The organism is Streptomyces sp. NBC_00631 (assembly GCF_045206895.1).
Lineage (GTDB): Bacteria > Actinomycetota > Actinomycetes > Streptomycetales > Streptomycetaceae > Streptomyces.
Genome location: NZ_CP107734.1, coordinates 1,568,794 through 1,584,168, shown reverse-complemented (window position 1 = coordinate 1,584,168; position 15,375 = coordinate 1,568,794). Strand labels below are relative to the sequence as shown.

The 15,375-nt window shown below is 70.7% G+C and carries 11 protein-coding genes; 9 read left to right on the top strand and 2 right to left on the bottom strand.

Annotation, left to right across the window (positions count from 1 at the left end; translation table 11 throughout):
* Nucleotides 1-91: 91 nt before the first annotated feature.
* Both OHB00_RS07430 and OHB00_RS07425 read left to right on the top strand, forming a co-directional pair.
* Complete coding sequence (locus OHB00_RS07430; protein ID WP_406432490.1) at nt 92-955, top strand: bifunctional 5,10-methylenetetrahydrofolate dehydrogenase/5,10-methenyltetrahydrofolate cyclohydrolase; 864 nt, start codon at nt 92-94, stop codon at nt 953-955.
* 77 nt (nt 956-1,032) lie between these two features.
* Nucleotides 1,033-2,160, top strand: a complete 1,128-nt coding sequence (locus OHB00_RS07425) for a chorismate-binding protein (protein WP_406432488.1) — start codon at nt 1,033-1,035, stop codon at nt 2,158-2,160.
* 40 nt (nt 2,161-2,200) lie between these two features.
* On the opposite strand, the gene OHB00_RS07420 is transcribed toward OHB00_RS07425, so the two are convergent.
* Entirely contained in the window at nt 2,201-3,316 is a 1,116-nt protein-coding gene (locus OHB00_RS07420) for a cobalamin-independent methionine synthase II family protein (protein WP_406432486.1), read from the bottom strand.
* A 119-nt stretch (nt 3,317-3,435) separates the two neighbouring features.
* A complete protein-coding gene (locus OHB00_RS07415; RefSeq protein WP_406432484.1) occupies nt 3,436-4,071 on the bottom strand; it encodes a TetR/AcrR family transcriptional regulator C-terminal domain-containing protein in 636 nt (211 codons plus the stop codon).
* A 345-nt stretch (nt 4,072-4,416) separates the two neighbouring features.
* Here OHB00_RS07415 and OHB00_RS07410 point away from each other — a divergent pair, with 345 nt between their 5' ends.
* From OHB00_RS07410 to OHB00_RS07380, 7 genes are all read left to right on the top strand, one after another.
* Entirely contained in the window at nt 4,417-5,826 is a 1,410-nt protein-coding gene (locus OHB00_RS07410) for an NAD-binding protein (RefSeq protein WP_406432482.1), read from the top strand.
* 116 nt (nt 5,827-5,942) lie between these two features.
* A complete protein-coding gene (locus OHB00_RS07405; protein ID WP_406432480.1) occupies nt 5,943-6,869 on the top strand; it encodes a LacI family DNA-binding transcriptional regulator in 927 nt (308 codons plus the stop codon).
* Between the two features lie 528 nt (nt 6,870-7,397).
* The gene (locus OHB00_RS07400; RefSeq protein WP_406432479.1) at nt 7,398-8,759 is read left to right on the top strand and encodes an aminomethyl transferase family protein; all 1,362 of its coding nucleotides are present in this window, start codon (nt 7,398-7,400) and stop codon (nt 8,757-8,759) included.
* A gap of 216 nt (nt 8,760-8,975) precedes the next feature.
* On the top strand, nt 8,976-9,902 hold the full coding sequence (locus tag OHB00_RS07395) for a LysR family transcriptional regulator (RefSeq protein WP_406432477.1): 927 nt from the start codon (nt 8,976-8,978) through the stop codon (nt 9,900-9,902).
* 153 nt (nt 9,903-10,055) lie between these two features.
* Nucleotides 10,056-12,134, top strand: coding sequence for a SpoIIE family protein phosphatase (locus tag OHB00_RS07390; protein WP_406432475.1), 2,079 nt, complete (start codon nt 10,056-10,058; stop codon nt 12,132-12,134).
* A gap of 342 nt (nt 12,135-12,476) precedes the next feature.
* The gene (locus OHB00_RS07385; RefSeq protein ID WP_406432473.1) at nt 12,477-14,933 is read left to right on the top strand and encodes a nitrate- and nitrite sensing domain-containing protein; all 2,457 of its coding nucleotides are present in this window, start codon (nt 12,477-12,479) and stop codon (nt 14,931-14,933) included.
* A 2-nt stretch (nt 14,934-14,935) separates the two neighbouring features.
* The gene (locus OHB00_RS07380) at nt 14,936-15,370 is read left to right on the top strand and encodes a roadblock/LC7 domain-containing protein (RefSeq protein WP_406432471.1); all 435 of its coding nucleotides are present in this window, start codon (nt 14,936-14,938) and stop codon (nt 15,368-15,370) included.
* Nucleotides 15,371-15,375 lie beyond the last annotated feature (5 nt).

Sequence of the window (15,375 nt, the reverse complement as noted above, 5' to 3'; positions counted from 1 at the left end):
GCCGTACACCGTGGCCCCACCAGGCCGCGGTCCCCGCACGCAGTCCTCTCCACCGGGCGAATCGTTCACTGACAGAAAGCGGTTCGCCACCATGACACACACCATCAAGGGCGCGGAGATCGCCCGCGGCATACGGGCCCGGGTCGCCGAGCGGGTGGCCGCGGCCGCGGCCACCGGACAGGTACCCGGTCTCGCGACCATCCTCGTCGGCGACGACCCCGCCAGCGCCGTCTACGTCGCCGCCAAACGCCGCGCCATCCGCGAGGCGGGCATGCGGGACGTCCACCGCCATCTGCCGCACCACGCCACGCAGGCCCAGGTGGCGACGGTCATCGACGAACTGGCGGCCGACACCGGTGTCTCCGGCATCCTCCTCCAACTGCCGCTGCCCGCGCAGCTCGAAGCCGCGCCCCTGATCGACCGGATACCCGTCACCAAGGATGTCGACGGCCTCACCACGGCCAGCGCCGGCCGGCTGTCCCGGGGCGAACGCGGGCTGCGTCCGTGCACACCCACCGGCGTCATCGAACTGCTCGACGCCGAAGAAATCGAGTTGAAGGGCGCCCGTGTCGCCGTGGTCGGCTGGGGTGAGCTCGTCGGGCGCCCCCTGAGCCAACTGCTGCTGCGGCGAGGGGCGACGGTGACCGTCGCCCATGAGTTCACCGCCGACCTCGCCGCCGTCACCCGGCCGGCCGACGTCGTCGTGGTCGCCACCGGTGTTCGCGGGCTGATCGGCCCGGAGCACGTCAAACCCGGCGCCACCGTCATCGACGTCGGCATCCACCGCACTCCGGACGGCCTGACCGGTGACGTCCGCGCCGCGGAACTGGACGGCATCGCCGGCCGCATCACACCCGTCCCCGGGGGCGTGGGGCCGATGACCATCGCCATGCTGCTGGTCAACACCCTCCAGGCCGCCGAATGGGGCGCCGAACGCGAGGCCGTCTCCGCGTAGCCGGTTCACGCCCGCGTGCCGGCCGACGGCACGCGGGACCACCGTGCCGTCTCTCGGCGTACAGGAAGGCGCTGGACATGCAGGATCTCCCACCACTGGCCCGGTTCGGAGGCCGCGTCATGAGCGGACTCCTCGACGTCACCTCGGACCCGGAGGCACTCGACTCCCAGGGGCTATGGGCCGTCGTGGCCGGCTTTGAAGGCCGACTGACCTGCGCACGCTTCCGCGACGTGCGGCCGATTCGGCACCTTCCGGCGCCCGAGACCCGCTGGCACGGGCCCCGACGGGCCCAGTGGAGCACCTCGCTCGATCGCGCCGCCTACACCGCGGGCGTACGCCGGATCCGCGAGCACATCGCCGCCGGTGAGGTGTACCAGGCCAATCTGTGCCGGGTCCTCTCCGCCCCCGTCACCCCCGACGCGGACATCGAGGCCCTCGCCGACCGCCTGGCCGCGCGCCACCGGGCGCCGTACGCAGGGATGATCAGACTGCCGGAACACGGCGTCGAGGTGGTCTCGGCCTCCCCTGAGCTGTTCCTGCGCCGGACCGGGCGGGTGATCGAGTCCGGCCCCATCAAAGGCACCGGACGCACCGAGGCCGACCTGCTGGAGAAGGACCACGCCGAGAACGTCATGATCGTCGACCTGGTGCGCAATGATCTCGGCCGGGTCTGCGCGACCGGCAGCGTCACCGTCCCCGAACTGTGCGCCGTCGAGAAGCACCCCGGACTCGTCCATCTGGTGTCCACCGTCCGTGGCGAGCTGCAGGACGGTGCCGGCTGGGCGGAAACCCTGTTCGCCACGTTTCCGCCCGGCTCGGTCACCGGCGCGCCGAAGTCGAGTGCCCTGCGGATCATCGAGGCACTGGAAACCGCCCCGCGCGGCCCGTACTGCGGCGGCGTCGGGTGGGTCGACGCCGACCACCGTACCGGCGAACTCGCCGTGGGCATCCGCACCTTCTGGGTCGACCGGGCCCGCAGCCGTCTCCTGTTCGGGACCGGAGCGGGCATCACCTGGGGATCGGATCCCGAACGGGAGTGGGAGGAGACCGAACTCAAGGCGGCCAAGCTCCTGGCCCTCGCGTCCCACGGCTCCTCGGCCGAGGACGGCCCGCAGGAGCCGCCCGCAGCCCTGGGCGGGACCCGGCCATCCACCTCCTGGGACCGGCCCGACGGCAGACACGCCCGCCGGCCGTCAGCCACCTGATCACCGGCTCGAACGACGGTCGCGGCGTGAGGGCAGCCCGTCAGCCCCACACGAGGCGTGCCGTCTCGGCCACGAGCTCCAGTTTGCGGCGCTGGTCGTCGACGGTCAGCAGGTTCCCCTGGCTCGTCGAGGCGAACCCGCACTGCGGGCTGAGCGCGAGCTGCTCCAGGGGAATGTACTGGGAGGCTTCGTCGATACGGCGGCGCAGCGTGTCGACCGACTCCAGCTCCGCCACTTTGGACGACACGAGCCCCAGCACCACGGTCTTGGTGGGCGGAACGAACCGCAGGGGCTCGAAGCCGCCGGAGCGCTCGGTGTCGTACTCAAGCAGAAAACGGTCGACCTCGACCTCGCCGAAGACGCGTTCCGCGATCGGCTCGTACCCGCCCTGGACGGACCAGGCGCTGCGCATGTTCCCGCGGCAGAAGTGCATGGCGACGGTCATGCCGGGCCGCTGGGAACGTGCGGCGCGGATCAGCGAGTTGTCCGTGTCGATGACCTGGCCGAGATGGCCGTGCAGGTCGGTCACCCGGCGCATCCGGGCGGCCTCGGGATCGATGTTCGACCAGTAGGCCAGCGAGTCGAGCTGAAGCCAGGTGACTCCGGCGGCGGTGAGCTCGGCGATGTCCTGCCGGTAGATCTCGGCCAGCGCCGCGACCGCGTCCTGGCGCGTCGGGTAGACGCTGTCGGACACTCCCGGCCGCCAGAAGCCCGCCAGCATGGTGGGACTCGCCATGGTGATCTTGTACGGGCCCGGGGAGTTCCCGGCCAGCCAGCGCGCCTCGGTGAGCGACAGGGGAGTACGCCGGTAGAGCGGGGCGCCGATCGTGACGGAGGCGACCTCGCCCTCCAGCTCGGCGTTGTCCGTGTCACGGTGCCAGCGGGGCCGCGCCGCGGACTCCTCGGCAGGTACCAGTCCGCCGACGGTCTCCACCACCGCGGCCATGAAGTCGTCACGCCGGACCTCGCCGTCGGTGAACACCTGCATCCCGGTGTCCTGTTGCAGCTTGAGCGCGGCTGTCGCGGCGGCGTCCTCCAGCTCCCTCAGACGTTCCGCCGGCAACCTGCCGCGCCGGTGCTCGGCACGCGCCGTCAGCAGTTCCGCGGGTCGCAGCATGCTTCCCACGTGCTCGGCCCGGATCGTCGCCTTCGGCATAGGCCTGCCCTCCGTGCGGTGCCTGGTGTGCTCGTGCAGCCCTCCACCACCCGGTGGCGGTGACCGTACGGTACGGTCCGGTACACCGCTGGGCAAGGGGCCGGACCGCAAAGGGCCGGTCAGCTCCCGCCGTCCGTGTGCGGGGCGGACACCCCGCGGAGGAAGACCCGCACCGCCTCGGCGATGGACGCGTGCACCTCCGCTTCCGTCAGCTTGTGCGGTGCATCGGTGAGCAGCCTCATCTGGGCGTCGCCCAGCATGGCCTGGTACAGCTGCACCGCCGCGCGAACCGGATCCTCGACCTCGATCAGGCCGCCGTCGGACGCCTGCCGCAGATAGCGCCCGAGTACCGCATACCCGGCGGCGGGCCCGTGTGCGAAGAACGCGTCTCCGATTCCCGGGATGCGGCCGGCCTCCGCGGTCACCAGACGGTGCAGGGCGATGGCCTCGGGGGTGAGGACGATCGAAGCGAAGTGCTCGCCCAGGGCCACCAGGGTGTCGGGAAGGCTGGTGCCGCTCGGTGAGAAGGCGTGCAGGGGATGCGACCACTCGTCGCAGAGCGACTCCACGGCGGCGCGGAAGAGCGCGCTCTTGTCGGCGAAGTACCGGTAGAGCGTCCCTTTCGACCCACCCACCACGGCCAGGACATCGTCCATGGAGACGCCGCTGTAGCCACGCACGATGAAGAGCTCGCCGGCTGCCCGCACAATCAGCCGCCGCCGGTCCGTCGCGGTCATTCTCCGCTCGCTTGCCATGTCCTGGATGTTATGGGACGCCCGAGGACCGGCTCCCGGCGGTTCGCTCCGGACCCGGGGCAGGAGGCAGGGCGGCGGCCGGTCGCGTCGGCTCACGGGCCGGCGCGACCGTCGGTCCGGTCGGCTTCGCCGGAGAGTCCGCCGACCGCGTGCAACGTTAGCTTTCGTCCGTCGCGCGTCCTTGCCGCTTAATATCCCCCCACCGCAAGAGCGACCGAACACCCTCGCCCTCAGCGACAGCCCGGCGCGTCGACGACGTGCGGACACCGTCGTCGGCACACCGACGCGGTCCCGGCAGGAGCGGCGAGGCCTACCCAAGCCCTCTTACGGCAGGAAGCCCGGAACGTGACCACGCACTCGCCAGGCCCCGATACCCACCACTACGTCGTGATCGGCGAAACACATGTGGCCAGTCGCGTGTGCGCCACGCTGCGCGACGGACGCCGGGTCGTGGAACATCTTTCCCGGCCCGGTGACGAGGACCTTCGCACCGCGATGAGCACGCGCCCGAGGGGCGTGGCCGTCCTCCTGCACGACGACGTGGCGGCGGTGCGGTACGCGCTCGCCGTCGCTCACCTCTCGCCCGCGACCCCGCTGGTCGCCACCATTTTCGACCGCACCGTGGCCGACGAACTGCGCCGCCTGCTGCCGCAGTGCGACATCACCTCGCCGGCGGATCTGGTGGCGCCCGCGCTGGCCGGCCCGTCCCTGGACCCGGGGATCGTCGCGGTGTGGCGGCACGGGGGCAAGGTCCGGGCCGTGCGTCAGAAGAACGACGGCCTGTACGTCGAGGACTGGCAGCAGAAGCCGCAGGCGCGATGGCGGGACCGAGTGGGCAGAGCTCTGAGCCAGTTGCGGCCGCACGATGCCGGCACCCGCCTGCTGGTCCTGGGGATGCTGGCCATGCTGGCAGTCCTGGCCGCCGACTGGGCATGGCTCGCCGGGCACGGCCACCCCGCGGCAGAAGCGTTCTTCGACGCGGCGCGGGTGGTCTCGGGTGTCGGTCCTGCCGTGGCTCCGCCGGAGGCTCGGGAGTACCAGATCCTCTCGGCCCTGGCCATGCTCGGGACCATCGCCTTCACCGCGCTGTTCACGGCCGGGGTGGTCGAGCGGATGCTCGGTCCGCGGCTGATCGGCCTCATCGGGCCGCGCACGCTGCCGCGCACCGGACACGTCGTCGTGGTCGGCATGGGCCAGGTCGGCATGCGCCTCTGTGTCGAACTGCGGCGTCTGGGCGTCCCCGTCGTCGGCGTCGAGCGTGACCCGCAGGCCTCCGCCGCGCGGCTGGCGCGCAGTCTGGGAGTGCCTGTCATGACCGGAAACGGGGGCGACCGCCACCTACTGGACCGGGTGCGCCTGCGGCATGCCCGTGCACTCGCCGCGGTCGGTTCCGACGACCTCGACAACATCGCCGTCGCCATCGCCGCCCACGGTGTCGCCCCTCATGTCCGTGTTCTCATCAGGGCCGGCGAACACGAGGCCATCGCCGAGACCCGCTCACTGCTGCCGATGGGAACGGTCCGAGACGTCACCGGGATGGCTGCCGCCTACGTCGTCGCCCGCCTCCTCGGCGAGCCGGTCGCCGGAGTGGTCGCCCATGGGGAACACATCTATCTGCACGACTCCGAGGACGGCTTCAGGCGCGGCGAGTTGCTCGCGCAGGCCCGTTGCGGCCACCCGTCCGCGGGGCATCAGGAAAGGCCGGCTCGCCCGGAGCCGGACCGTGCCGGCCGCCCAGCGGGATCGGGCGTCTGAAGCTGAATCGATGCGGTCACGTAGAGTTGGTGGACAGCCGCTTCATCGCCTCCCGCGGGCCGGGCTGCCGGTGACCGCTCGGGCCGATGCGCACCGATGAGAGGGAGCCTTCCGACATGGCCCGTTCTGGCCGGGTGACGTTGACCGATGTGGCCAAAGCGTCGGGCGTGTCGCGGGCGACGGTGAGTTTCGTGCTGAACGACGACCCACGGCAGACCATCTCCACTGCCACACGTGAACGGGTCATGGCGGCTGCCCACGAGCTGGGGTACGTCCCGCACGGGATTGCCCGGGCGTTGCGTGAGGGGTCGTCACGTATCGTCGTGCTCAACGTCGACCACGGGCTTGAGGGCAACTTCTCCCGGAGCTATGTCATGGGCCTGGACGAGGAACTGGCCGAACACGACCACGTGCTTCTCGTGCGGCACGGGCGTGCGGCGCCGGAGAGCCTGCGGAAGATCCTCGACACCATCGCCCCGCGAGCGGTCCTCCGGCTCGGTGAGGCCTACATGCAGGGTCGCGAGCCCGACGACGAAGACCGGGAGCGTGGGTTCGCCTTCAACGCCGGCCTGCAGATCGGTTATCTCGCCGACCGCGGGCACCGTCACATCGCCATGGCCATGCCCGACCATGACTTCCCGCTGACCGAGGCACGCCTCGGGTTCGCCCGGGAGGCAGCTCGGCGCCTGGGGCTGCCGCCCCTGGAGCGTTTCGTCGTACCGCGGCCTCGAAAGGCCGGTGCGGCCGCTGTCGGGGCGGCGCTGGCGGCGCACCAGGACGTGACCGCCTTCGCCGCGTTCGACGACGACATCGCGCTGCGCAGCCTCACAGCCCTGCGGGACCTCGGACGGCGGGTGCCCGACGAGGTGGCCGTGATCGGCTTCGACGAGACAGAGCACGGCTCCTTGTCCACTCCCGCCCTCACCACCGTCCGTATCGATGCCGAAGTCCTCGGGAGGATCGCGGCGCGAGAGGCCCTCGGCCTGGACACCACGGGCCTGGCCCCGGCACCCGGCCGGATCGTGGTGCGGGAGTCGGCATGACGTCCTGCGGCCGCCTTCGGCCGCAGGACGGCGAACCGGTCCGGAAGGCCGGATGTTGTCCGGCAGGACCCGCGAGGTGCACGCGGTGACGCCTTCGATCCGCCGGCCGGTCACCGGTCGGCAGCCTCCGCGGGCCTTCGCGGACGCCTGAGGCGGCAGCGAGAGCCCTCTCGGAGCGACGCGGGAAAGGCCGGAACAGCGGGCCGCCGCGGTCTGGACCCGGGTGACCTCGGTGTCAACGCGACCGTCTCGCACGTCGCGCCGCTCGGAAGGACCCGCTCGGAAAGACGATGTCCGCCGCGGCCTTCGCCGTGAGTGGAAGCGTCTGCTACGGTCCTACTTAACCGATCTAGTTGCTTCTTCGTCATGGACGGACGAAGAGGTGGCCCCGATCCGAGCGGCGTCGGCGGTTCGCTCCTCGCCCCCCACCCGCCCGCGACGGATCGTTGCAGGTAGTCGCCCTTTTGTGGCCGGTACGACCGGACCGGGCCGGCGAAGATCAGAAGCGCTCCCGAGCAGGAGAACGTCATGGGCACAGCCGACATCCAGCGCACCACGTACGACGCGGTCCAGCGGCTGAAGGGCGCCCCCTTCATCGCTCGACGGCCCGCGTATTTCAGCCCCGCCGCGGCGGCCCAGGACGAGAGCAACGCCCACGGCGGCTTCGGTGAGTTCGCGCAGGCCCTCCTGCCCCTGGAGTACACGAACTGGACCGAGGAGGCCGCGGCGCATGTGAGCGCGTGCTACCTCGGAGACTGGTCCAGCCTGCACAAGGTGGTCGTCAGGGGACGGGAGGCCCGGGACTTCCTCGCCTGGCTGGGCATGCGCGACCTGGCCCGCTTCGAGGGCGGGCAGATCAAGCACCATGTCCAGCTCGACGAGCACGGCCGGGTGGCCTCGGAAGGAATCCTGTGCCGCCTGTCCGAGGAGGAGTTCCTTTACACGGCCGGCAGCGCGGACTGGCTGATGTGGCAGCTGAGCCAGGGCGGCTGGGACGCCGAGGCGGAGGACGTCAGCCCGGAGCGGTTCATCTTCGGCGTGCAGGGGCCGGCGTCCCTGGCGACGCTGGAGAAACTGACCGGTGAAAGCCTCCGTGACATAGCCTTCAGCCGCAGCCGGATGTCGCAGCTCGCCGGAGTCCCCGTGCGGCTGCTGCGCACGGGCATCTCGGGCGAGCTCGGCTACGAGATCCACGGTCCGGCGGAACAGGCCAACGAGATCTGGTCGGCCACCGTCGAGACCGGCCGTCAGTTCGGGATCTGCCAGCTGGGTCTGAGGTCCCAGCCGGTGCAGCACATCGAAGCGGGCATCGCGACGAACGGGCTCGACTACCTTCCGGCCTCGATCCTCACCCCCGGTGCACCGAGGCAGTTCAGGACCGGCAGGCCCGGCGGCAGCTACGTGCCGACGAACGGCATCACGGACTACTTCCGCAAGCCCGGTGAACTCGGCTGGGACTTCCGCAACGGGGTGCCGGGCCGGGACTTCCTGGGGCGCGACGCGCTGGCCGCCGAAGCGGCCGGCGGCGAACCGCGACGGACCCTGACGGGGCTGCGCTGGAACACCGCGGACGTCGTCGACATCCTCGCCGCGTCGCTGGGTGCGGGCGACCTGCCCGACCCGATGGAGCTTCCGCGCGGCCGAGGCCCCGTCTTCGACCAGGTTCTCGCGGGCGGACTTCCCGTAGGTGTCTCCACGGGACGGACCGTCAGCGTCAATCTGCGCTCGACCATCTCGCTCTGTGTGATCGACGAGACTCATGCGGCACCCGGGACCGATGTCGTCGTGCTGTGGGGCCGGCCCGGGACGGCACAGCGTGAGGTCAGGGCGACGGTGACCGCGCTGCCCTTCAAGCCGGACCGACGACGAACCGACGTGTCGGCGCTGTGAGACGCGGGCGGGCGGATCCGGCCCGGCAGCGTGCGGAGGGCGGGGAACGCGCCTGACGGAGAGTCGCCGTCCCGCTTGCGTGATATGCGTCATTCTTGCGGTTCGCGCACTGTGCGGCTACATTCCATCCCGCACGCACTAGAACGATTAAGTGAGACCCCCGCACTCGATCTGGTCGCAGAGGGTGCCGACGCCCGGGTCGAGAGGAGGAACGCCATGGATCGCATACTCCTGATGAACAGCTTCGTGACCGTCGCGCAGGCGGGCAGCTTCAGCCAGGCCGCCAGGACTCTCAGTTCCTCGGGATCGCTGGTGTCGCGCCATGTCGCGGAGCTGGAGCGGCAGGTCGGTGTCCGGCTGGTCAACAGGACGGCCCGTTCGGTCAGCCTCACCGAGGCCGGAGTGCGCTACGCCGAGTTCGCCACCCGCATCCTCAAGGAGATCGAGGCCGAGGACGCCAGCATCGCGTGCATCCACGACCGTGCCGAGGGCAGCCTCGGCGTCGTCTCGCCCAAGTGGATCGGCAGCCTCGACCTCGGCGACGCGATCGCCGCCTTCTCCACCGCCCATCCCAAGATCTCGGTACGGTTCGAGCTGGGCGGGCTGTCCGACCGCACCTACGAATTCCTGGACAGCGGCTTCGACGTCGCCCTGCACACCCGGGACCTGCGGGATTCCAGTGTCCACCTCAGAAAGATCACGTCGTTGCCCTTCGTGCTCTGCGCGTCGAAGGAGTACATCGACAGGCACGGGGTGCTCAGCCATCCGAACGACCTGGCCGCACATGACTGTCTCGTGCACGTCAATGAGCCCGTGTGGCGGCTCGGGCACGGGCCCACCTCCACCCTGCACAAGATCCGTAACGTCGCCTACTCGTCCAACTCCTACATCGCCCTGCAGAAAGCCGCCGTACACGGCCGGGGCATAGCCCTGCTTCCGGAGCGGTCGGCCCACGACGACCTGGTGTCCGGCAACCTGCGCGCCGTGCTTCCCGGACGCACGGTCCCCGAGCGGCCCCTCTACGCCATCTACGGTCCCGGGCAGCCCACCCCTCGCAAGATCACCGTGTTCCTCGACTTCCTCGCCCGCTGGTACAAGGACAACCCCGTCCCCGGCAACGAGGAACGCGGGAAGCCCGGGTGAGTGGCGCTGCGCCGGGTCGGCCCCCAGGCCCCGGCACTCTCCAGTAGCCGCACCGGCCTCCCGCGTTAGCCTGTCGGTATGTGCCCGAACGGCCTGGACGGAGCGGGACCCGAGGCGTCCCCGGCTGGGGAAGCGCCGACGGGGACCGTGGCGATGGCTCTGCGGCAGGCGACGGTGAGCGTCGGGGGGCTGGGTGCCCTGCTGCACCGTTGGGAGCCCGATCCCGGCGCATTGGTCCTGGTGGCCGTGGACGGTGTCGCCGCCGACGCCGCCCGGTCCTGGGCGGAACTGCGGGAGGAGCAGGACGCGCCGCCGGCCCGGACCCTGCGGCTCGGTGTCGTGGTGCGGGCGGCCGGGGACGACCTCGGGGTGGGGGCGGCCGGAACACTTGCGGTACCTCTCGTCGCGGCCGGCGGACCGATCGGCGCACTGTCCGTGCTACTGGCCCGACCTGGTGAGCCGGACGAGGCACAGCTGTCGTTTCTGCATACGGTGGCGGCCTGGACAGCCGAACGGCTGGAGTGCGCGGCCGGCAGGCCGCCGCACCGGGAGCCGGCGTCGGAGCGGGAACGGACGATCCGGACGGCGGAGCTGACCACGGCGCTGGCCCAGGCGATGACCGTTCAGGACGTCGTGGCGGCCGTCGCACAACACATCCTGCTGCCCGTCGGCGCCGACGGATTGGTCGTCATCTTGTTCGAGAACGGCCGGCTGACCCGGGTGGGGCTGGTGGGCTACCCGGAGGAGTACTCGAAACGGTTCGACGGCCCCCTCAACCGCGCCGGGCTGCCGGTGACCGACGTGCTGCGGACGGGAAAGCCCCGGTTCGTGGAGTCACCGGCGGAGATGTACGACCTCTATCCGGCAGTAGAGGACAAGATCTCGATGGGGACGGTCCCCAAGATGGCGTGGGCGTTCCTGCCGCTGATCGCCTCCGGTCGGGCGGTCGGCGCGTCGATCCTGTCCTTCAACCGGCCGCGACCCTTCACCGAGGAGGAGCGGACCCTGCTGACCACGTTCAGTGCTCTGGTGGGTCAGGCGTTGGAGCGGGCTCGGCTGTACGACCTGGAGCATGCCCGTGCGCAGGAGCTGCAGAGTGCCTTGTTGCCCCGGGTGCTGCCGCGGTTGCCCGGTGCTGTGGCGGCGGCGCGGTATCTGCCGGCGGGGCGGGGTGAGCAGGTGGGCGGTGACTGGTTCGACGTGATCCCGCTCTCGGCGGACCGGGTCGCGCTGGTGATCGGCGACGTGATGGGGCACGGTATCGCCGAGGCCGCCACCATGGGCCGGCTGCGTACCGCCGTGCGCACCCTCGCCGACCTCGACATGGCTCCGGACGAGTTGCTGGGTCACCTCAACGACCTGGTCAGCGACCTGGGTGAGGACTTCTACGCCACCTGCCTGTACGCCGTCTACGACCCGGTGGGCCGCACCTGCTGCTACTGCCTGGCCGGGCATCCGCCGCCGGTGTTCGTGCAGCCCGACGGCACCGTGCACCGTCCGGTCGTCAGTCCCGACCCGCCGCTGGGCGCTGCCACTCCGCCGTTCGCCGTCCACGAACTCCCGCTCCCCGACCAGAGCCTGGTCGTCCTGTGCACCGACGGGCTCATCGAGTCCGCCGCCCAGGACGCCGAGCAGGGCCTGGTGCAGCTGGAGCGCGTGGTGGGCGGGGCCGGTGTCCGTCCGGCCGGTTTCACCGGCACCGGCCAGGAGGCGGACCTGCGCGGTGTGGAGGAGCTGTGCGACACGGTCGTCGCGCGGCTGGTGCCGGACCGGGAGCACACCGCCGACGACGCGGCCCTGCTCATCGCCCACACCAGGGCCATGCCCGCCGAGGACATCGCCTCCTTCGGTCTGCCCGACGACCCGCGGGCGGCCGGCCAGGCCCGTGAACTCGTCCGCGGCCAGCTCTCCCGGTGGGGCCTGGACGACCTGTCGATGACCACCGAGCTCCTGGTGAGCGAGCTGGTCGGCAACGTGATCCGGCACGCCAAGGGGCCCCTGCGGCTACGGCTGCTGCGCAGCCGCATCCTGACCTGCGAGGTCTACGACGGCAGCCTGAGCACCCCGCGGATCCGCCACGCCACCTACACCGACGAGGGCGGCCGCGGACTCCAGCTGGTCGCCGCGCTGTCCCGGCGCTGGGGCGCCCGCTACCTCAGCGACGCGAAATGCATCTGGACCGAACAGGACATCCCCGACGACTCCCGGGGATCGGCCGGTGCCGTTGCCTGAGCCGTTTCTCCTTGAGACACGCTCTGCGAACCGCACGCGGCCGACGGTGCCGCTTGCACACCTGACAGACGCTCATCGATCCCATCGGTTGGGGGAGTTCGCGACCACCAGGCGCCCGGGCGCGGTAGGGTGAAACCTGACCGTTACTAAATCGATCTTTCCATACATATTCACATAATCTCTGTAACCGGTATCGTTTCGCCTCACCGAACGGACTGTATGGAGTCCGTCACTCCGAGCACGGTGGGGACATCCGTGGCAGTGCACGCGCGCGCGTCGAAGAGACAAGGCCGTTCCGAGGCCGGGGGAGGTCGGCAACTGTCGCTGCGTACAGCCCTGTTGGTGCTGGCCCTGGTCCCCTGTGTGGCCCTCGTGGCCCTGTGGTCGACCACCTCCGTACAGCTGTACTTGGACTGGCACCGGCAGAAGGAGCGCAGCGAGTCGTCACAGCAGTCCTCCGTGCTGGTGGCGGTCGTGTTCTACAACCTCCAGGAGGAACGCCGGCTCAGCGGTGCGGTACTGGCGGCTCCCGACCAGTACCGGGCGCAACTGGCGGCCCAGCGTGACCGTACCGACGCGGCGGCCAAGAAGGTCGAGAACCTCCCGGCCAGTGGCTGGAGCGGCCCGTCCGACCTCAGCCGTGACGTGGCCGAAGTGATCCAGGGCCTCGGAAAGCTGGAGGGCTATCGGTCCGCCGTCGACCGCAGGACGGCCTCCCCGCAGCGGGCGTACGACGACTACACGGGGCTCATCGCCAACGACCTCAAGCTCTTCTCGTCCATGAGCTACCTCGGCATCGCCGACGTCGACTACCGCATCCGGCCCGCCAACGACGCGATCTGGGGTATGGAGATGGTCGCCCGCGAGGGCGCGATCGTCACCCGGGCCGGCGCCAAGGGCCGGCTCACGGACGACCAGCGCGGCCAACTCGCCGAGCTGGTGGGCGCCCAGAATTTCATCTACGAGAACAAGATCCTGCCCAACATGCCCGCCGGCCAGGTGGCGCTCTACCAGAAGCTGATGGCGGGCAGCGCCTGGAAGCAGAAGACCGCGAGCGAGCAGCAGGTCCTGCACGGTTCGGCACCCGTCGACGACGCCTTCTCCGCCTCCCTCGCCAAGACGTGGAGTGCGAGCCTCGGCCAAGTCGCGCCCTCGCTCCAGCAGTTCAACCAGAAGTACTGGGTCACCATCAACGCCGCCATCGCGGACGAGCTCGGCTCGATGCGGATGAAGCTGATCCTCACCAGCGTCCTGGACGCGGCGGCCGTCGTCCTGGTCGTCGTGATCAGCGCCCTGCTCACCCGGATGCTGCGGCGCCGGATATTCGCACTGCGACAGGCGGCCCTGGACCTCCAGGCCCGGATGCCGGACGTCGTGGAGCGCATGCGGCGCGGTGAGCGGGTCGATCCTGATGCCGAGCTGCCGCCGATCCAGCACAGCGACGACGAACTGGGCCAGTTGGGGCAGGCGCTCAACCTCGCCCGGCACAGCGCGCTGGACACCACGGTGACCCAGGTGAGCCAGTTCCAGGGATTCGAGAAGCTGCTGCAGCGCATCGCCCGCCGCACCCAGCTGCTGATCGGACTGCAGATGAAGAAGCTCAGCGAGCTGGAGCGCCGGCACGAGGACCCCGAGGTCCTTGAAGGGCTGTTCGACCTCGACCACCTGACCGCCCGACTGCGCCGGTACGAGGAGAACCTGGTGATTCTGGGCGGTGGGCAGCCGCAACGCCGCTGGCGCAAGCCGGTGTTGATGGTGGACGTGCTGCGCTCGGCGCAGAGCGAGGTACAGGACTACCGGCGGATCCAGATCGAGGTGCAGGGGCGGGTCTGGCTGTCGGAACGCGCGGTCGGTCTTGTCGTGCATGTGCTGGCCGAGGTGATGGAGAACGCGGTGGCGTTCTCCAAGCCGCCGACGCCGGTGGAGGTGTACGCCTCGCGGGTGGGGCGCGGTCTCGCCGTGGAGATCGAGGACCGCGGTATCGGCATGCTGCCCGAGGAGTACGAGGCGGCGAACCGGCTGATGGCCGAGCCGCCCCGGATGGATGTGCTGTCGCGCGCCGAGGACGTCCGGCTGGGCCTGTACGTGGTGGCGCGGCTCGCCCACAGCCTCGGTATCCAGGTGGAGTTGCGGCCGTCGTCGTTCGGCGGCACCCGGGTGGTCGTCCTCATCCCCGCGGAACTCGTCATCGACGACGACCAGTCGGCCGAGCCCGCGCCCGAACCGGTCGGTGCCTCGCGATGGCCCGTGCCGCCGGACCGGACGCCGACGGTGGCGCCGGGCCCCACACCCCACTCCGGTCCGTACCCCTCCGCCCCCACCCATGCCGTCCCCGCCGGCACCGGTTCCCCTTCCCATGCCCGTTCCGGCTCCGACGGCACTGCTCTGGCCGGTGTCCGGCCGGGGCAAGAGCGGGCCGGGACGCACGACCGCGCCAAGACACCCGTGCCCCTGCGGTCGACCAGGGCCGCGGCGCCGCTGCCCAAGCGGGTGCAGGGGGCCAGCCTCGTGGACGAACTGCGGGATCCGGACGCGGACATCCGCTCCCACTCCGCCGTCCCGCAGGCCCCGGCCCGACCGGCGAGTCCAGGTCGTTCCGGCGCGACGATCGGAGCCTTCCAGCGCCAGTCCCGGCTGTCCCGGCAAGGAGCCGTCAGCACGCACCCGGCGACCGCGGATCCTGGCTCCGCCACAGACCGTTTCGGCACCGACCACTCCGGCACAGGCAACGCACCAGCAGAAGAGCAGGGCCGCCCCGGCGTCCTGCCGTACCGCAGACGGAATCAGACGGAAGACTGACCATGACACAACGAACGACCGCCACGCTTCAGGACCTCGACTGGTTGCTGGACGGCCTGGTCGAACAGGTTCCCGGCACACTGCACGCCATCGTGCTGTCGGACGACGGGCTGGTGGTGAGCCAGTCCCGTTCCATCGCCCGTCGGGACGCCGAACGCCTGGCCGCGGTGGCCACAGGCCAGCAGAGCCTGGCCCGCGGTGCCGGAAAGCTCTTCAACGGCGGTCCGGTACAGCAGGTCATCGTCGAGATGGCCGACCTCTGGCTGTTCGTCTCCGCCGCCGGCCAGGGCACCCACCTCGCGGTCGTGGCGACCCAGGAGGTGGAGGCCGAGGTGTTGGCGCTGGCCATGCACACCCTGATGCAGCAGGTGGGCCGCCGACTGGGTGCCGAGGCCCGGGTCGAGCCGGGGAGCCTTGAGGGCGGTGTGCGTGAGTGAGCCAC

Excerpts from the sequence above, each read along its gene's own strand:
- OHB00_RS07380 (WP_406432471.1), top strand. The coding sequence starts at position 14,936 with ATGACACAACGAACGACCGCCACGCTTCAGGACCTCGACTGGTTGCTG.
- OHB00_RS07400 (WP_406432479.1), top strand. The coding sequence starts at position 7,398 with ATGGGCACAGCCGACATCCAGCGCACCACGTACGACGCGGTCCAGCGG.
- OHB00_RS07415 (WP_406432484.1), bottom strand. The coding sequence starts at position 4,071 with ATGGCAAGCGAGCGGAGAATGACCGCGACGGACCGGCGGCGGCTGATT.
- OHB00_RS07420 (WP_406432486.1), bottom strand. The coding sequence starts at position 3,316 with ATGCCGAAGGCGACGATCCGGGCCGAGCACGTGGGAAGCATGCTGCGA.
- OHB00_RS07425 (WP_406432488.1), top strand. The coding sequence starts at position 1,033 with ATGCAGGATCTCCCACCACTGGCCCGGTTCGGAGGCCGCGTCATGAGC.
- OHB00_RS07430 (WP_406432490.1), top strand. The coding sequence starts at position 92 with ATGACACACACCATCAAGGGCGCGGAGATCGCCCGCGGCATACGGGCC.
- OHB00_RS07390 (WP_406432475.1), top strand. The coding sequence starts at position 10,056 with ATGGCTCTGCGGCAGGCGACGGTGAGCGTCGGGGGGCTGGGTGCCCTG.
- OHB00_RS07405 (WP_406432480.1), top strand. The coding sequence starts at position 5,943 with ATGGCCCGTTCTGGCCGGGTGACGTTGACCGATGTGGCCAAAGCGTCG.
- OHB00_RS07395 (WP_406432477.1), top strand. The coding sequence starts at position 8,976 with ATGGATCGCATACTCCTGATGAACAGCTTCGTGACCGTCGCGCAGGCG.